Origin of the sequence: Klebsiella sp. MPUS7 (assembly GCF_009905335.1) — a bacterium.
GTDB lineage: Bacteria > Pseudomonadota > Gammaproteobacteria > Enterobacterales > Enterobacteriaceae > Klebsiella > Klebsiella grimontii.
In genome coordinates this window covers 3,761,578-3,780,385 of sequence record NZ_CP047604.1, presented here as the reverse complement: position 1 = coordinate 3,780,385, position 18,808 = coordinate 3,761,578, and the positions used below count along the sequence as shown (strand labels likewise).

At 56.6% G+C, this 18,808-nt stretch carries 14 protein-coding genes; 9 read left to right on the top strand and 5 right to left on the bottom strand.

The genetic code is table 11. From position 1 onward, the window contains the following. Positions 1–23 precede the first annotated feature (23 nt). Positions 24–992, bottom strand: coding sequence for a thioredoxin-disulfide reductase (gene trxB, locus GUC22_RS17610; RefSeq protein WP_160183671.1), 969 nt, complete (start codon positions 990–992; stop codon positions 24–26). A 531-nt stretch (positions 993–1,523) separates the two neighbouring features. On the opposite strand from trxB, the gene lrp reads away from it, so the two are divergent. The 9 genes from lrp (at position 1,524) to GUC22_RS17565 (ending at position 15,295) form a co-directional block, all read left to right on the top strand. Beyond that, on the top strand, positions 1,524–2,018 hold the full coding sequence (gene lrp / locus GUC22_RS17605) for a leucine-responsive transcriptional regulator Lrp (RefSeq protein ID WP_002439523.1): 495 nt from the start codon (positions 1,524–1,526) through the stop codon (positions 2,016–2,018). A 135-nt stretch (positions 2,019–2,153) separates the two neighbouring features. Further along, entirely contained in the window at positions 2,154–6,272 is a 4,119-nt protein-coding gene (ftsK, locus tag GUC22_RS17600; protein WP_160183670.1) for a DNA translocase FtsK, read from the top strand. Between the two features lie 121 nt (positions 6,273–6,393). Continuing rightward, on the top strand, positions 6,394–7,005 hold the full coding sequence (gene lolA / locus GUC22_RS17595; protein WP_004130911.1) for an outer membrane lipoprotein chaperone LolA: 612 nt from the start codon (positions 6,394–6,396) through the stop codon (positions 7,003–7,005). Between the two features lie 8 nt (positions 7,006–7,013). Next, entirely contained in the window at positions 7,014–8,357 is a 1,344-nt protein-coding gene (rarA, locus tag GUC22_RS17590; protein ID WP_004871703.1) for a replication-associated recombination protein RarA, read from the top strand. Between the two features lie 90 nt (positions 8,358–8,447). Continuing rightward, entirely contained in the window at positions 8,448–9,740 is a 1,293-nt protein-coding gene (serS, locus tag GUC22_RS17585; RefSeq protein WP_160183669.1) for a serine--tRNA ligase, read from the top strand. Between the two features lie 200 nt (positions 9,741–9,940). Beyond that, positions 9,941–12,379: a dimethylsulfoxide reductase subunit A gene (gene dmsA / locus GUC22_RS17580; protein ID WP_148865378.1), complete on the top strand. Its 2,439-nt coding sequence runs from the start codon at positions 9,941–9,943 to the stop codon at positions 12,377–12,379. Between the two features lie 10 nt (positions 12,380–12,389). Continuing rightward, on the top strand, positions 12,390–13,007 hold the full coding sequence (locus GUC22_RS17575) for a DMSO/selenate family reductase complex B subunit (protein WP_004871693.1): 618 nt from the start codon (positions 12,390–12,392) through the stop codon (positions 13,005–13,007). A gap of 1 nt (position 13,008) precedes the next feature. Further along, a complete protein-coding gene (locus GUC22_RS17570) occupies positions 13,009–13,872 on the top strand; it encodes a dimethyl sulfoxide reductase anchor subunit family protein (protein WP_024360084.1) in 864 nt (287 codons plus the stop codon). A 274-nt stretch (positions 13,873–14,146) separates the two neighbouring features. Beyond that, positions 14,147–15,295 (top strand): MFS transporter, encoded by a 1,149-nt coding sequence (locus GUC22_RS17565; protein WP_004871688.1) that lies wholly within the window; start codon positions 14,147–14,149, stop codon positions 15,293–15,295. A gap of 42 nt (positions 15,296–15,337) precedes the next feature. Here the strand turns inward: GUC22_RS17565 and GUC22_RS17560 are convergent, their stop codons facing one another. The 4 genes from GUC22_RS17560 to GUC22_RS17545 are packed head-to-tail and all read right to left on the bottom strand — an operon-like array spanning position 15,338 to position 18,804. Continuing rightward, positions 15,338–15,775 carry a PTS sugar transporter subunit IIA gene (locus GUC22_RS17560; protein WP_004871686.1) on the bottom strand — a complete coding sequence of 146 codons (438 nt, stop codon included), beginning with the start codon at positions 15,773–15,775 and terminating at the stop codon, positions 15,338–15,340. Between the two features lie 42 nt (positions 15,776–15,817). After that, positions 15,818–16,729, bottom strand: a complete 912-nt coding sequence (locus tag GUC22_RS17555; RefSeq protein ID WP_024360083.1) for a transketolase family protein — start codon at positions 16,727–16,729, stop codon at positions 15,818–15,820. After that, complete coding sequence (locus GUC22_RS17550; protein WP_004871681.1) at positions 16,729–17,526, bottom strand: transketolase; 798 nt, start codon at positions 17,524–17,526, stop codon at positions 16,729–16,731. The genes GUC22_RS17555 and GUC22_RS17550 overlap by 1 nt, the downstream gene beginning before the upstream one ends. A 12-nt stretch (positions 17,527–17,538) precedes the next feature. Next, the gene (locus tag GUC22_RS17545; RefSeq protein WP_004871676.1) at positions 17,539–18,804 is read right to left on the bottom strand and encodes a PTS ascorbate transporter subunit IIC; all 1,266 of its coding nucleotides are present in this window, start codon (positions 18,802–18,804) and stop codon (positions 17,539–17,541) included. Positions 18,805–18,808: the final 4 nt, after the last annotated feature.

The following is an 18,808-nucleotide window of genomic DNA, read 5'->3' as shown; positions in this document are numbered from 1 at the left end:
CCTTTGTTACTGACTTGTAAAGATTATTTGCAAGCGTCGGCTAAACCATCCAGATAACGCTCTGCGTCCAGCGCCGCCATGCAGCCTGTACCGGCAGAAGTAATCGCCTGACGATAGATATGATCCATCACGTCGCCGGCGGCGAAAACGCCCGGAACGCTGGTCTGGGTGGCGTTGCCGTGGATGCCGGACTGAACTTTAATGTAGCCGTTTTCCAGCTCCAGCTGACCGGCGAAAATTGCCGTGTTCGGGCTGTGGCCGATAGCGACGAACAGCCCTGCGACTTCCAGAGATTCAACGTTGTCGACGTTCCGGGTATCGCGCAGGCGTAAACCGCTCACGCCCATCTGATCGCCGGTCACTTCTTCCAGCGTACGGTGGGTGTGCAGCACGATGTTACCGCTCTCCACTTTGTCCATCAGGCGTTTGATAAGGATCTTTTCCGCGCGGAAGCTATCACGACGGTGGATCAAATGGACTTCGGAAGCGATGTTAGACAGGTACAGCGCCTCTTCTACAGCCGTATTGCCGCCGCCGATCACCGCGACCTTCTGGTTACGATAGAAGAAACCGTCGCAGGTCGCGCAGGCAGAAACGCCGCGGCCTTTAAACGCGTCTTCCGATGGCAGACCCAGATAGCGCGCTGATGCGCCGGTAGCGATAATCAGGGCATCGCAAGTGTACTCACCGCTGTCGCCAACCAGGCGGAACGGACGGTTTTGCAGATCGACGCTGTTGATATGATCGAAAATAATTTCGGTTTCAAACTTGGTGGCATGTTCGTGCATGCGCTCCATCAGCAGCGGTCCGGTCAGATCGTTAGGATCGCCTGGCCAGTTTTCCACTTCAGTGGTGGTGGTCAGCTGACCGCCTTTTTCCATTCCGGTAATCAGTACCGGCTGCAGATTTGCGCGCGCTGCGTAGACCGCAGCGGTGTATCCCGCAGGTCCAGAACCAAGAATAAGCAGTTTACTGTGTTTGGCCGTGCCCATGAGATCCTCATAATTTATTGGCATACATGAGCTGGATTGTAGGGAATTTGTTGACGTAAAAAAAGAGCGCGGCGGTTTTGTTAACGATATGTGCAATAGAAGATGCCGATTAATTGGCGATTTAACGAACGAAGAATATAACTAATTCTACTGTTAGCGGGACAATTATAAGAGGAAAACATGAGAATCAACCGGGGAGGATAATGAATATCTGGCATCTTGTACTAAAAATCGATGTTTTGCTTTGACAATCCCCTGTGCTTTTGCGAAAACATTCATGGAAGAAGAAAAGCAGTGTTTGGCGTGTGGCGAATTTTCATGCACGCAAATGCCATTTTTATCCGGGTTAGCGAAATCTACGCATGGTGTGGACAGACGCCATGCGTGATGTCGGTGGCTGCCGTCAGGCAACGGGCTTCTCACGTACCCCTGGGTTACCCAACGTCGTACGGGTGATAACAGGATGGACTCTGGCAGTGAAGGCTCAGAGTCGGAACAGGAGTAGGGAAGGAATACAGAGAGACAATAATAATGGTAGATAGCAAGAAGCGCCCTGGCAAAGATCTCGACCGCATTGATCGTAATATTTTGAATGAATTGCAAAAAGACGGGCGTATTTCCAACGTCGAGCTTTCTAAACGGGTGGGACTTTCTCCGACGCCTTGCCTTGAGCGCGTGCGTCGACTGGAAAGACAGGGTTTTATTCAGGGCTATACAGCGCTGCTCAACCCGCATTATCTGGATGCATCACTTCTGGTATTTGTTGAGATTACTCTGAATCGTGGCGCGCCGGATGTGTTTGAGCAATTTAACTCCGCTGTGCAAAAACTTGAAGAAATTCAAGAGTGTCATCTGGTTTCCGGGGATTTCGACTATCTGTTGAAAACTCGCGTGCCGGATATGTCAGCGTATCGTAAATTACTGGGCGAGACCTTGCTGCGCCTGCCGGGCGTAAATGACACCCGTACCTATGTGGTAATGGAAGAAGTCAAGCAAAGTAATCGTTTGGTAATCAAGACGCGCTAACACGGAACAGGTGCAAAATCGATGTAGTTTGATTACACTCCTGTTAATCCATACAGCAACAGTGCCGGGGAGACCCGGCGCTGTTGTCCGTTTTAGCCGAAGGCAGGAAACAGCCTGATACCTGGAGAGCCTTTCTTGAGCCAGGAATACACCGAAGACAAAGAAGTCAAATTCACAAAGCTAAGTAGCGGGCGCCGACTCCTTGAGGCGTTACTCATTCTTTGCTCCCTTTTTGCCATCTGGTTGATGGCGGCCTTACTCAGCTTTAATCCCTCGGATCCTAGCTGGTCACAAACGGCGTGGCATGAGCCTATTCACAACTTAGGCGGGACGCCGGGAGCCTGGCTCGCCGATACGCTATTTTTTATTTTTGGCGTAATGGCCTATACCATTCCGGTCATCATTATCGGCGGCTGCTGGTTTGCCTGGCGTCATCAGGAAAACGACGAGTACATCGACTATTTCGCCGTCTCGCTGCGTTTGATTGGCGCGCTGGCGCTGATCCTCACGTCCTGCGGTCTGGCGGCGATTAACGCGGATGATATCTGGTACTTCGCTTCGGGCGGGGTGATCGGCAGCCTACTGAGCACGACCCTGCAACCGCTGCTGCACAGCAGCGGCGGTACAATCGCGCTGCTCTGCATCTGGGCGGCAGGACTGACGCTGTTTACCGGCTGGTCCTGGGTTAGCATTGCTGAAAAACTCGGCGGCGCGATCCTTTCTATTCTCACTTTCGCCAGCAACCGTACCCGTCGTGACGACACCTGGGTCGATGAAGGGGAATATGAAGAAGATGAAGAAGAATATGAAGACGATGAATCCACTAAACCGCAAGGTTCTCGTCGGGCGCGGATTCTACGCAGCGCCTTAGCACGCCGCCAGCGCCTGGCTGAGAAGTTTGCCAATCCGCTGGGGCGTAAGACCGATGCCGCGTTGTTCTCCGGTAAACGGATGGACGACGCCGAGGGCGAGGTTCAGTACAGCGCCAGCGGCGCGCCTGTTGCCGCAGACGATGTGCTTTTTTCTGGTTCTAGCGCAGCGCGTCCGGCGAACGCCGATGATGTTCTGTTCTCCGGAGCCAGCGCGGCGCGCCCCGGCGATTTTGACCCCTACGATCCTCTGTTGAACGGGCATAGCATTGCCGATCCGGTGGCTTTGGCCGCGCAGGATACCGCGGCGCCGCAGGCATGGTCTGAACCGCTGCCTGGGTATGACGCTCAGCCAGTTTATCAGCCTGAACCGGCTTACCCGCCGCAGTACGCGTCTCAGCCGGAGCAGGCTCCTGTTCAGCAGCCTGCTTATCAGCCTGAACCAGCTTACCCGCCGCAGCAGGCCTATCAACCGGCGCAGGCCCCTGTTCAGCAGCCTGCTTATCAGCCTGAAGCGGCTTACCCGCCGCAGCATGCCTATCAGCCGGAGCAGGCTCCTGTTCAGCCGCCTGCTTATCAGCCTGAAGCGGCCTACCCGCCGCAGCAGGCCTATCAGCCGGCGCAGGCACCTGTTCAGCCGCCTGCTTATCAGCCTGAACCGGCCTACCCGCCGCAGCAGGCCTATCAGCCGGCGCAGGCCCCTGTTCAGCCGCCTGCTTATCAGCCAGAACCGGCTTACCCGCCGCAGCAGGCCTATCAGCCAGCGCAGGCTCCAGTTCAGCAGCCCGCTTATCAGCCTGAACCAGCTTACCCGCCGCAGCAGGCCCCTATCCAGCAGCCTGAACCTTACGTTCCTGCTTCTGCCGTAGAGCCTGAGCCAGCAGAGGAAGTGAAACCACAGCGTCCGCCGATGTACTACTTCGAAGAAGTGGAAGAGAAACGCGCGCGTGAACGCGAGCAGCTTGCCGCGTGGTATCAGCCAATTCCAGAACCGGTCAGTCCAGTTGCGACAAAACCGATCTCGCCTCCGCCTGCTCCGGCGGCTGATGTTGCCGCGGTGAGCGCGCTGGCGGCCGGCGTCCATCAGGCCACCGGGGCAAGCGCCGCGGCGGCCTCCGTCGCATCCAGCGCCGCGCCGCTGTTTAGCCCGGCGTCTGGCGGCCCGCGTGCGCAGGTAAAAGAGGGCATAGGCCCGAAATTGCCTCGTCCAAATCGCGTTCGTGTTCCAACGCGACGTGAGCTGGCATCCTATGGCATTAAGCTGCCTTCGCAGCGGTTGGCTGAAGAACGCGCGCGTCAGGCAGAACATCAGCACTATGATGATGATGCGCTGACGGACGAGGAAGTTGCAGAGTTTGAGCAGGGCGAGCTGGCGCGTCAGTTCGCGGCTGCGCAAAATCAGCGCTATGGCGATAGCTACGCTGCGGAAGAGGATAATGTAGACGAGGATTCCGCCGCTGAAGCCGAACTTGCCCGTCAGTTTGCCGCTTCCCAGCAGCAGCGTTACGCCAGCGAGCAGCCGCCGGGATCGCATCCGTTCTCTGCGGCTGATTATGAATTCTCGCCAATGAAAACGTTAGTTGATGATACGCCGAGCGAGCCTGTCTTCACGCCGATGCCGGAAGTGCAGCAGCCCGCCCCGCAGCCGACCCAGCATTCGCAGCCCGTACAGCAGCCGATGCCGCACCAGCAGATGCATCAGCAGCCGCAAAGTGCGCAGCCTCAGGCCTATCAGCCAGTACAGCAGCAGCCGGTTCAACATCCGCAGATGCCACAGCAGGCTCCTGGCGGTTATCCGCAGCAGCAGGCTTCGCAGCAGCAGCAACCGATCCCGCAGCCGCAGGAAAGCCTGATTCACCCGCTGTTGATGCGCAATGGCGACAGTCGCCCGTTGCAGAAACCCACGACGCTGCTGCCTTCGCTTGATCTGCTCACGCCGCCGCCGGCTGAGGTTGAGCCGATCGATACCTTTGCCCTCGAGCAGATGGCGCGTTTGGTTGAAGCTCGTCTGGCCGATTTCCGCATTAAAGCCGACGTGGTGAACTACTCACCAGGCCCGGTCATCACCCGCTTTGAGCTAAACCTGGCTCCAGGGGTGAAAGCGGCGCGGATTTCCAACCTGTCGCGAGATCTGGCGCGTTCACTGTCCACGGCGGCGGTTCGTGTGGTGGAAGTTATTCCGGGTAAACCTTACGTTGGCCTGGAGTTGCCTAACAAAAAGCGCCAGACCGTTTACCTGCGCGAAGTGCTGGATAATGCGAAATTCCGCGACAATCCTTCACCGCTCACGGTGGTCCTCGGTAAAGACATCGCGGGCGAACCTGTGACCGCCGATCTGGCGAAGATGCCGCACCTGCTGGTGGCGGGTACCACCGGCTCCGGTAAGTCCGTTGGGGTCAACGCCATGATCCTCAGCATGCTCTACAAAGCGCAGCCGGAAGATGTGAAATTCATCATGATTGACCCGAAAATGCTCGAACTGTCGGTCTATGAGGGAATACCGCATCTGTTGACGGAAGTCGTGACGGATATGAAAGACGCGGCCAACGCTTTGCGCTGGAGCGTTAACGAGATGGAGCGCCGGTATAAACTCATGTCCGCGCTGGGCGTACGTAATCTCGCAGGCTATAACGAGAAGATTGCCGAAGCCGCGCGTATGGGACGACCCATTCCGGATCCTTACTGGAAGCCTGGCGACAGTATGGATGCGACGCATCCGGTACTGAAAAAAGAGCCTTATATCGTGGTGCTGGTCGACGAATTTGCCGATCTGATGATGACCGTCGGCAAGAAAGTGGAAGAGCTGATCGCGCGTCTGGCGCAGAAAGCGCGCGCCGCGGGGATCCACCTGGTGCTGGCGACCCAGCGACCGTCGGTTGACGTTATCACCGGCCTGATTAAAGCCAACATTCCGACGCGTATCGCCTTTACCGTATCGAGTAAAATTGACTCGCGGACCATCCTTGACCAGGGCGGTGCGGAGTCTCTGTTGGGAATGGGCGATATGCTCTACTCCGCGCCTAACTCCACGATCCCGGTGCGCGTGCACGGCGCTTTTGTACGCGACGAGGAAGTTCACGCCGTCGTTCAGGACTGGAAGGCGCGCGGGCGTCCGCAGTATGTCGATGGCATCACCTCCGATAGCGAAAGCGAAGGCGGCGGCGGTGGCTACGAGGGCGGTGAAGAGCTCGATCCGCTGTTCGATCAGGCCGTCAACTTTGTGACGGAGAAACGCAAGGCTTCCATATCCGGGGTGCAGCGTCAGTTCCGTATTGGCTATAACCGCGCCGCGCGTATCATTGAGCAAATGGAAGCTCAGGGTATCGTGAGCGAGCAGGGTCATAACGGTAACCGTGAGGTGCTGGCTCCGCCGCCTTTTGAGTAACCGCAAAGTTGGGTAAATAAGTGAAAATCAGCCTGTTCTGCTGTTTAACCGCCGTTGGCCGTTCTACATTAGCAGCAGATCAGGCTCCCGCGTCGGGAGTGACGCACATTAAGGAATAACAATGAAAAAACTCGCAATCACCTGTGCATTACTGTCCAGTTTTGTCGTCAGTCAGGTATGGGCGGACGCCGCCAGCGATTTAAAAAGCCGCCTTGATAAAGTGAGCAGCTTCCACTCCAGCTTTACGCAGAAAGTGACGGACGGCAGCGGCAACGCCGTGCAGGACGGGCAGGGCGACCTGTGGGTCAAACGACCAAATCTGTTCAACTGGCATATGACCCAGCCGGATGAAAGCGTGCTGGTTTCCGACGGCAAAACGCTGTGGTTCTATAACCCGTTTGTTGAGCAGGCTACCGCCACCTGGCTGAAAGATGCGACCAGCAACACGCCGTTTATGCTGATTGCCCGCAATCAGGCCAGCGACTGGCAGAACTACAATATTAAGCAAAACGGCGATGATTTTGTTCTGACCCCGAAAAACGGTAGCGGTAATCTAAAGCAGTTCACCATTAACGTGGGTCGTGACGGCACGATTCATCAGTTCAGCGCCGTGGAACAGGACGATCAACGCAGCAGCTATCAGCTGAAGTCGCAACAAAATGGCGCCGTCGACGCATCTAAGTTCACCTTTACGCCGCCGCAAGGGGTTACGGTGGACGATCAACGTAAGTAGAGGCGAACGTGAGCAATCTGTCGCTCGATTTTTCCGACAACGCGTTTCAACCCCTGGCCGCACGCATGCGGCCAGAAAATTTAGCGCAGTACATTGGTCAGCAGCATCTGCTGGCGCCGGGTAAACCCTTACCGCGGGCGATTGAAGCCGGTCATCTGCACTCCATGATCCTTTGGGGGCCGCCGGGGACGGGGAAAACCACGTTGGCCGAGGTGATTGCGCGCTATGCCAGCGCCGACGTTGAACGTATTTCAGCGGTGACCTCCGGGGTGAAAGAGATCCGCGAGGCCATTGAACGCGCGCGACAAAACCGCAACGCGGGTCGCCGCACAATTCTGTTTGTCGATGAAGTTCACCGTTTCAATAAAAGCCAGCAGGATGCCTTTCTGCCGCATATCGAAGACGGAACCATCACCTTTATCGGCGCGACGACGGAAAACCCCTCCTTTGAACTCAATTCCGCACTGTTATCCCGCGCGCGCGTCTATCTGCTGAAATCGCTGACCAGCGACGACATCGAACAGGTGCTCAGCCAGGCGATGAGCGATAAAACGCGCGGCTACGGCGGGCAAAATATCGTTCTGCCGGACGAGACGCGCAAGGCCATCGCCGACCTGGTCAACGGTGACGCGCGGCGGGCGCTGAATACCCTGGAAATGATGGCCGATATGGCCGAGTCCGACGCCTCCGGCAATCGCGTGCTGAAAGTTGAGCTGCTGACCGAAATCGCCGGCGAGCGCAGCGCGCGTTTCGACAACAAAGGCGATCGTTTTTACGATTTAATCTCCGCGCTGCATAAATCGGTTCGCGGTAGCGCACCGGATGCCGCCCTCTACTGGTACGCGCGGATTATTACCGCCGGTGGCGATCCGCTCTACGTCGCGCGCCGTTGTCTGGCAATCGCGTCGGAAGATGTCGGTAATGCCGATCCGCGCGCGATGCAGGTTGCGATCTCCGCCTGGGATTGCTTTACTCGTGTCGGACCGGCGGAAGGCGAGCGGGCGATTGCCCAGGCCATTGTTTATCTTGCCTGCGCGCCGAAAAGCAACGCGGTCTATACCGCGTTTAAAGCGGCGATGGCCGATGCCCGCGAACGCCCCGATTACGACGTACCGGTACATTTACGCAATGCCCCAACGAAGCTAATGAAGGAGATGGGCTACGGGCAGGAGTATCGCTATGCTCATGATGAACCAAATGCCTATGCCGCTGGAGAGCAGTACTTCCCGCAGGAAATGGCGCAAACGCGCTATTATAAGCCGACAAACCGGGGGCTGGAGGGCAAAATAGGCGAAAAGCTCGCCTGGTTAACCGAACAGGATCAAAATAGCCCGATAAAACGCTACCGATAATTGAGGCGTTGCGGTAAGGTTGTCACACTATTTCCGTGGTCGCGCTCTGCGGCCATTTTTCTTTATTAATTCGATAAGCACAGGATAAGCATGCTCGATCCCAATCTGCTGCGTACCGAGCCAGACGCAGTCGCAGAAAAACTGGCACGCCGGGGCTTTAAGCTGGATGTAGATAAACTTCGCGCTCTGGAAGAGCGTCGTAAAGTTCTGCAGGTTCAAACTGAAGACCTGCAGGCGGAGCGCAACTCCCGATCGAAATCCATTGGCCAGGCGAAAGCGCGCGGGGAAGATATTGAGCCATTACGCCTGGAAGTGAACAAACTCGGCGAGCAGCTTGATGCCGCTAAGACCGAACTGGACGCGCTGCTGGCGGAAATCCGCGATATCGCGCTGACCATCCCTAATATTCCGCACGATGACGTTCCGGCCGGCCGCGACGAAAATGACAACGTTGAAGTCAGCCGCTGGGGTACGCCGCGCGAGTTTGATTTTGACGTTCGCGATCACGTGACGCTGGGCGAAATGCACGGGGGGCTGGATTTTGCCGCCGCCGTGAAGCTGACCGGTTCTCGCTTTGTGGTCATGAAGGGCCAACTGGCGCGTCTGCACCGCGCGCTGGCGCAGTTTATGCTGGATCTGCATACTGAACAGCACGGCTACAGCGAAAACTACGTCCCGTATCTGGTTAACCAGGACACGCTGTACGGTACCGGTCAGTTGCCAAAATTCGCCGGCGACCTGTTCCATACCCGTCCGCTGGAAGAAGAAGCTGACAGCAGCAACTACGCGCTGATCCCGACGGCGGAAGTCCCGCTGACCAACCTGGTGCGCGATGAGATCATCGACGAAGACGATCTGCCGATCAAAATGACCGCGCATACGCCGTGCTTCCGTTCTGAAGCCGGATCCTATGGCCGCGATACCCGCGGCTTGATCCGTATGCACCAGTTCGACAAAGTCGAAATGGTGCAGATTGTACGTCCGGAAGATTCCATGGCGGCGCTGGAAGAGATGACCGGCCACGCCGAGAAAGTGCTGCAGCTGCTGGGTCTGCCGTATCGTAAAGTGGCTCTGTGCACGGGCGATATGGGCTTTAGCGCATGCAAAACCTACGATCTGGAAGTGTGGGTACCGGCGCAGAATACCTATCGTGAGATCTCTTCCTGCTCTAACGTCTGGGATTTCCAGGCGCGTCGTATGCAGGCGCGCTGCCGCAGCAAGTCTGACAAGAAAACTCGCCTCGTACACACGCTGAACGGTTCTGGCCTGGCGGTTGGACGTACGCTCGTCGCGGTGATGGAAAACTATCAGCAGGCGGATGGTCGCATTGCGATCCCAGAAGTCCTGCGCCCGTATATGCGCGGCCTTGAGTTTATCGGCTGATTTTTCAACACTCTTCTCAAAAGCGCCTGCGGGCGCTTTTTTTTTACCCCCTTCTTGATACCGGGCAATAATCGACTTCGCGATTACGAAGATACTCCCTTTGGATTATCCAGCATAAAAAACTAATAAAGACTAATTTCGTTGTATCAATAACTATACAACGGCTTTAAGTTCATTGTGAGCAACCGAAGCGAGTATCTATGAAAATCAAAACCCCCGATGCTTTACTGGCTGCCGAGGTGAGCCGGCGTGGTTTAATGAAAACCACGGCGATTGGCGGGCTGGCGATGGCCAGCAGCGCTTTTACCTTACCCTTCACGCGCATTGCCCATGCCGCAGACAACCTCAACCCTGTCAGCGAAACGCTCACCTGGAGCGCCTGTACGGTGAACTGCGGAAGCCGCTGCCCGCTGCGGATGCATGTGGTTGATGGTGAGATTAAATATGTTGAAACAGACAATACCGGTGACGATAACTACGATGGCCTGCACCAGGTTCGCGCCTGTCTGCGCGGTCGCTCGATGCGTCGGCGCGTCTACAACCCGGATCGCCTGAAATATCCGATGAAGCGGGTGGGCAAACGCGGAGAGGGCAAATTCGAACGCATCAGCTGGGAAGAAGCGTTCGATACTATCGCCAGCAATATGCAGCGCCTGATAAAAGAGTACGGTAATGAGTCCATCTATCTGAACTACGGAACGGGAACCCTCGGCGGAACCCTGACTCGCTCATGGCCGCCGGGGAAAACCCTGATTGCCCGTCTGATGAACTGCTGCGGCGGTTACCTCAACCATTACGGTGACTACTCCACCGCTCAAATCGCCGCGGGACTGAACTACACCTACGGCGGCTGGGCCGATGGCAATAGCCCGTCGGATATCGAAAACAGCAAGCTGGTGGTGCTGTTTGGCAATAACCCGGGGGAAACCCGGATGAGCGGCGGCGGGGTGACCTACTACCTGGAACAAGCGCGGGAGAAATCCAACGCCAGACTGATTATTATCGATCCACGCTATACCGACACCGGTGCCGGACGCGAAGATGAGTGGATCCCTATCCGCCCCGGAACCGATGCCGCGCTGGTCTCGGCGCTGGCGTGGGTGATGATTAACGAGAATCTCGTAGACCAGCCTTTCCTCGACAAGTATTGCGTAGGCTATGACGAGAAAACGCTGCCGGAAGGCGCGCCGGCCAATGGTCACTATAAGGCCTATATTCTCGGTCAGGGCAAAGACGGTATCGCGAAGACCCCAGAGTGGGCGTCGACGATTACCGGCATTCCTCAGGCGCGTATCGTGCAGCTGGCGCGTGAAATCGCCGGCGCAAAACCTGCCTATATTTCTCAGGGATGGGGCCCGCAGCGCCATGCTAACGGCGAGCTGGTTTCCCGCGCGATTTCCATGCTGGCGATCTTAACCGGCAACGTTGGAATCAACGGCGGGAATACCGGCGCGCGTGAAGGCTCTTACTCGCTGCCGTTTGAGCGCATGCCGACGCTGGATAACCCGGTTGAAACAAGTATTTCCATGTTTATGTGGACCGATGCGATTGAGCGCGGAGCGGAAATGACCGCACTACGCGACGGCGTGCGTGGTAAAGATAAGCTCGACGTCCCCATCAAAATGGTCTGGAACTATGCCGGTAACTGCTTGATCAACCAGCATTCAGAAATCAACCGTACCCATGACATCCTCCAGGATGACAAAAAGTGCGAGATGATTGTGGTCATTGATTGCCATATGACCTCGTCTGCGAAATATGCCGATATTCTGCTGCCGGATTGTACCGCCTCGGAGCAGATGGATTTTGCCCTCGATGCTTCCTGCGGCAACATGTCCTACGTGATTTTTGCCGACCAGGCCATCAAACCGCGTTTTGAGTGCAAAACCATCTATGAGATGACTACCGAGCTGGCGAAGCGCATGGGCGTTGAGCAAGGCTTCACCGAAGGCCGCACTCAGGAAGAGTGGCTGCGTCACCTCTATGAGCAATCCCGTAAAGCGATCCCGGCGCTGCCGCCGTTTGATGAATTCCGCAAGCAGGGGATCTTCAAACAGCGCGATCCGCAAGGCCACCACGTTGCCTATAAGGCTTTCCGTGAAGATCCTGCCGCCAATCCGTTAACGACCCCGTCAGGGAAAATTGAAATTTACTCTGCGCAGCTGGCGGAAATCGCGGCGACCTGGGAGCTGAAAGAAGAGGATGTTATCGACCCGCTGCCGATCTACAGCCCTGGGTTTGAAAATTATGACGATCCGCTGGCTAAAAAATATCCGCTGCAGCTGACCGGCTTTCACTACAAAGCCCGCACTCACTCCACCTACGGCAACGTTGACGTACTGAAAGCCGCGTGCCGTCAGGAGATGTGGATCAACCCACTTGATGCGCAGAAGCGCGGTATCGCCAATGGCGATCGGATCCGCATTTTTAACGATCGCGGTGAAGTGCATATCGAAGCCAAAGTGACCCCGCGAATGATACCGGGCGTGGTCGCGCTGGGTGAGGGGGCCTGGTATAACCCGGACGCCGGTCGCGTGGATCAGGCTGGCAGCATTAACGTGCTGACCACCCAACGCCCATCGCCGCTGGCGAAAGGCAATCCATCGCATACCAACCTCGTCCAGGTTGAAAAGCTGTAAGGAGTGACCGATGACAACTCAATATGGATTTTTTATTGATTCCGCCCGTTGCACCGGTTGCAAAACCTGCGAACTGGCATGCAAAGACTACAAAAACCTCACGCCGGAGGTGAGTTTCCGTCGTATCTACGAATACGCGGGCGGCGACTGGCAGGAAGATAACGGTGTCTGGCAGCAGAACGTATTTGCCTATTACCTCTCTATCGCCTGCAACCATTGTGAAGATCCGGCCTGCACCAAAGTTTGCCCGAGCGGGGCGATGCATAAACGTGAAGATGGCTTTGTCGTTGTCGATGAGGATGTCTGTATCGGCTGTCGCTATTGCCATATGGCCTGCCCGTACGGCGCGCCGCAGTACAATGCGGCAAAAGGGCATATGACCAAATGCGACGGCTGCCACGAACGCGTCGCCGAGGGCAAAAAGCCGATTTGCGTGGAGTCCTGTCCGCTCCGCGCGCTTGATTTTGGCCCGATTGAAGAGCTGCGTAAAAAACACGGCCAGCTGGCTGCCGTTGCGCCGCTGCCTTCGGCCCACTTCACTAAACCAAGTATTGTGATTAAACCTAACGCCAACAGCCGACCGTGTGGAGATACCACCGGCTATCTGGCTAACCCGAAGGAGGTGTGAGATGGGGAGTGGATGGCATGAATGGCCGCTGATTATTTTCACGGTCTTTGGTCAGTGCGTGGTGGGCGGCTTTATTGTACTGGCTCTGGCGCTCATGAAAGGCGACTTATCGCGTGAACAGCAGCAGCGCGTGGTGTGGAGCATGTTTGGCCTGTGGGTGCTGATGGGCGTGGGCTTTATTGCCTCAACCCTGCATCTTGGGTCGCCCATGCGCGCGTTTAACTCGCTCAATCGCGTAGGGGCCTCGTCGCTCAGCAATGAAATCGCCAGCGGGGCGCTTTTCTTTGCTGTCGGCGGTATTGGCTGGCTGCTGGCGGTGGTCAATAAGCTACCGGCGGGACTGCGTCATCTCTGGCTGATTATTACCATGGTGCTGGGGGTTATCTTTGTCTGGATGATGGTCCGCGTCTATAACACTATTGATACGGTACCCACCTGGTATACGGTCTGGACGCCGCTGAGTTTCTTCCTGACGATGTTTATCGGCGGTCCGCTGCTGGGATATCTGCTGCTGCGCGTTGCGGACGTTACCGGCTGGGCGATGCGCCTGCTGCCGGCGGTGACCCTGCTGGCGCTGGTGATTAGCGCGATCGTGGGGCTAATGCAGGGAAGCGAGCTGGCGACAATCCATAGCTCCATCCAGCAAGCTTCCGCGCTGGTGCCGGACTACGGCTCGCTAATGGCCTGGCGTCTGGTTGCGCTGGCGTTGGCCCTGGTCTGCTGGATCGCTCCGCAGCTCAAAGGCTATCAGCCCGCATTGCCGATGCTGGGGCTGGCTTTTGTGCTAATGCTGGTCGGCGAGATGATCGGCCGCGGCGTCTTCTACGGCCTGCATATGACCGTAGGGATGGCAATCGCCAGCTAACCGCCCTTTATCGCGCCAGGATATTACTTTCTGGCGCGATAAAAAGTGCGGTCGATTCATGAAATATTTCTACCGATACTCCCACCTCATTTTCCTAATAAATTAATAAAAACAATGGAATAATATAAACAACTATTCTGTTGCCGATCCGCTGGATAAAAAACTTCTATCGTACGCCCGCAAACCGCGTCACGCCTGATTTCAGGTGGATTGACAATGTTTGCAGCAGTGGCATGATGCGCACGAAATCTGAACTCCATCACGGTTTATATCCATGACCATCTACACCCGGCCAGTGCAAATGTTGCTCTGTGGCCTGCTTCTGTTGACCCTGGCGATAGCGGTTTTAAATACGCTTGTCCCGCTTTGGCTCGCCCATGAAAATATGCCGACCTGGCAGGTCGGCATGGTAGGGTCGTCCTACTTTACCGGTAATCTGGTGGGGACATTGCTCGCCGGATGGGTGATTAAGCGTCTGGGTTTTAATCGTAGCTATTATCTGGCATCCATTATTTTTGCCGTGGGCTGCGTTGGGCTCGGCATTACGCTTGGCTTCTGGAGCTGGTTCAGCTGGCGCTTTATCGCGGGCGTCGGCTGCGCGATGATTTGGGTGGTGGTGGAGAGCGCGCTGGTCTGTAGCGGCACTTCGCGGAGCCGCGGTCGCCTGCTGGCGGCGTATATGATGATTTATTACGTTGGCACGGTGCTGGGCCAGTTAATGGTCAGCAAACTGCCGACGGATTTGATGAGCGTCCTGCCGTGGGTGACGGCGCTGGCTCTGGCGGCCATTCTGCCGCTGCTGTTTGCTCGCGTGGCGACTCGGGGCGATGAGCCGCACGAACCGGCGCGTATCTGGCCAATGTTAAGGCTGCGTCAGGCCCGTCACGGGGTCAATGGCTGCATTATTTCCGGTATCGTGCTCGGCTCGCTGTATGGCCTGATGCCGCTGTGGCTTAACCACCAGGGCGTCAGCGATTCCGGCATCGGCTTCTGGATGGCGGTGATGGTGAGCGCAGGCATCGTTGGACAGTGGCCGATTGGTCGGCTCGCCGATCGCTACGGTCGCCTGCTGGTTCTACGCGTCCAGGTGTTTGTGGTGATTCTCGGCTGTCTGGCGATGTTAAGCCAGGCCGCAATGGCGCCTGCGCTGTTCGTGCTGGGCGCTTCCGGCTTCACGCTCTATCCGGTCGCTATGGCCTGGGCCTGTGAAAAAGTGGAGCGTCATCAGCTGGTGGCGATGAACCAGGCGCTGTTACTGAGCTATACCGTGGGCAGCCTGCTTGGGCCAACGCTGACCGCGATGCTGATGCAGAATTTCTCTGACAATCTGCTGTTTATCATGATAGCCAGCGTGTCCTTCATCTACCTGCTGACGCTGCTGCGCAAAGCGGGGCATCACCCTACGCCGGTTGCTCACGCCTGATTGTGGTCGAAAATAGCCAGGAGAGACGCCCCTGGCTATCGATTAATGCGAAGCGAGAAGCGCTTCAAGCTGGGCCTGATTGTGAACCTCGGTGAATCGCCGTAGTCTGTCCTCCTCATCCAGCCAACTGACTAACCGCTGGATTGTCTGAATATGCTGTTCGCTATCGGCCGCCGCCAGTACGACTATCAGCCGAATACCGGGATGCTGCGGAAAATCAACGGCCTTGCGACAGCAAAGCAGCGAAAGCGCGCTGTTTCTGCTCAGCACTCCGGCTTCCGGTCGCGCGTGCGGTAGCGCAAACGCCGGGCTCAGTATATACCAGGGACCATCCTGCTCCGTGGCGCTGATAATAGCCCTGGCATAGCTTCCGGTGATTTTTCCCTGCTGCTCAAGCGGGCGGCAGGCGAGCTGAACGGCGCTGCGCCAGTTCAGGCTGTCGCTGGTGAACTGACAGGCGGAAAATAGCGTCTCTTCCATATATGTTCCCTTTACGCGCGAGCTGACCGGCTCGCCTGGTGGTTAGCGTAGAGCGTTAAATAGCGCTTCTCCCGAGATGCCGTATTTCGCTTTTAGCTGCCTGCTATTACCCGATTCGGTAAATGTGTCCGGCGTTCCCAGCCGAGTGAGGCGGGCCGGATGCGCCTTTTGCGCCAGGGTTTCCGCGATCAGTCCGCCGAGGCCGCCGTTTACCGTGTGATTTTCAAGCGTAGCGATAAGCGGGCAGCCTTCAACCAGCCGATAAAATGCCTGCTCGTTAAAGGGCTTGAGGGTTGCAACGTGAATAAGCTTGCCTTTTTTGCCGCTGGCGATCAGCTTTTCATAGCCATCGGTAGCCTGCTCCAGCACCGTCCCTTCAAACAGAATCGCGAAATCGGCGCCGCTATCGGCGATGGCGGCGATATCGCTGACCCGCGGAACGACGCTTTTATCGCGAACCGGCATCGGCTCGCGCGCCACGCGAATATAGACAGGGCCCTTTATTTTGGCCGCTTGCTCAAAGGCCTCGGCGATCTCCTCCGCATCTGCCGGGGTCAGAATGGTTAATCCCGGGAGGACGCGGGTCAGCGCTAAATCCTCCAGCGCATGATGCGAAGCGCCGTCCGGACCATCATCCATACCGGGGTGGCTACCGACGAGTTTAATATTGGCTTTGGCATAGCACGCCTGCCGCAGCTGGGTCCAGGCGGTGCCGGTGACGAACATGGCAAAGTTGACGTAGAAGGGCATAAAGCCCTCCAGCGCCTGGCCGACCGCGAAGCTCATGGCGGAACCTTCCGCAATGCCCATTTCGAAAAAAGCCTCTGGATAGACGGCCTGAAATTGGTCAGTACGGGTGGAGCTGGCTAAATCGCTGTCGATAACAACGACGGGATAGCCCTTTTCTTTAAGGTCAATCAGGGCATTACCGATCTCATCACGGGGCGCTTTCATCACTGTAACTCCTCCATTGCCTGCTGAAATTGTTCTTTACTCGGGGTTTTTGAGTGCCAGTCGCCGTTGTTTTCCATATAGCTGACGCCGGAGCCTTTGGTGGTGTGCGCCACGATAGCGACAGGTTTACCTTTCAGGTGGCGGGATAGCATCAGGGTATCGGCAACCTGATGCATATCATTGCCGTTATGCAGTTCCAGTACATGCCAGCCAAAGCTGCGGATTTTGTCCGCCAGCGGCTCGAGGTTAACGACTTCATTGACCGGATCGTGGGAAGAGAAGCCGTTGTAATCGATGATGGCGACCAGGTTATCCATTTTCATATGCCCGGCCTGCTGTAGCGTCTCCCAGATTTGGCCTTCATGCATTTCACCATCGCCAACGATGGCAAACACCCGGTGCGGATCGTTGCGCCGCTTTTTGGCGGCCGCCATACCCAAAGCAATCGACAGCCCCTGGCCCAGCAGGCCGGTCGTTGCATCGACCTCGGGTAGCGACTTTATGCTCGGGTGACCCTGCAGACGCGAGTTGATCTGTCGGAACGTAGAGAATTCGCTGCGATCGATCTTCCCTTTTTGGTACAGCATGGCGTACTGCGCGGCGACGGCGTGGCCTTTACTCATCACCACGCGCGAGCGGGGAGAGGCGGCCAGATCGACCTCTTGATAATAGAGCCAGGTAAGAATGTCGATTATCGATAATGCTCCGCCCGGATGGCCAATTCCGGACTCGTAAATCAGGGTGACGATCTCGCGGCGGGCGGCAAGCGCGTGGGATTTCAGTTCATCAATGTTCATGTTCTTTCCTTCTTAGGGCAGCATTTTGCCGATGTAGTACACGACCAGACCCAGCGCGACGAAGTCGGTTTCCGGGAAGCTGGTGCCTGAAAGACCGACGGACTCCATAATCGGGTAAATCAGCGCGGGGCCGATGCCGATCAGGATCCCGGTGATGAAGCTCCCGGCAATCGCGCCTTTCCAGCCGCCGGAGGCATTACCAAATACCGCTGCGGTCGCGCCGATGAAGAAGTAGGGGATGGCTACCGGGATAATCACGGTCTGGCCAAGGATCGCCAGAAAGCCCATCACCACCAGCCCGCCGACAAACGAAGAGATAAACCCCAGCACCGTGGCGGTCGGGGCGTAGGGAAAGACCACCGGACAATCGAGCGCGGGTTTGGCGTTAGGGATAAACTTTTCCGAGATGCCAAGGAAGGCCGGAACAATTTCTGACAGCAGCAGGCGTACGCCGGTAATAATGATGTACAGCGAGGCGGTAAAGGTCAGCGACTGAAAGAGCGGGTAAACCAGCCAGTGCATCCCGCCGGCCGCAGCGGTGACCGCGGCTTTCCCGGCGGCGAGCGCGGCGATGTAATAGAAAATGCTCACCGAGATCGACACTGAGACGATGTAGTCTTTAAAGATCCCCAGCCAGCCGGGGAGATTCAGCTTTTCGGTAGATTGTTTAGGATCGCCGACCTTTGAGCCGATCCAGCCGGATGCGGCGTAGGCCAGGGTGACGTAGTGCCCCATCGCGATCTCATCGTTACCGGTAATTTTTCGCATCCACGGCTGCGCAATAGCCGGATAGAGGCAGGCGGCGAGACCCAGCAGGACGGAGCCGACAATGATGGTCGTCATGTCGCTGTAGCCCAGCGCCTTCAGCGTCACGGTAAGCAGCGCGGAGAGATAAAGGTTATGTTGCCCGGTCAGAAAGATGTATTTAAACGGCGTCACGCGGGCAAAGAACAGGTTCCAGCCAAAGCCAATCACCATGATTAGCGATACGCACATGGCGAATTTGGTTTGCGCCAGTCCGGTTAGCGCTTCCGCCAGCGGCATTACGCCCTTAAGGCCAAATCCATCGCTGAATAAGGTCTGAAAATTACCCAGGGAAGTGACCGCCAGACCGGCGCCGCCGGCGAAAACCAGAAAACCGACGATGGTCTTGAAGGTGCCGGAAAGCACTTTTTCAATCGGCTTACGTTGGATTAACAGGCCGATTAATGCAATAAAGCCAACTAAAAGTGGGGTTACGCCCAGAATGTCGAATACAATAAATCTGAGGAAATCCATATTG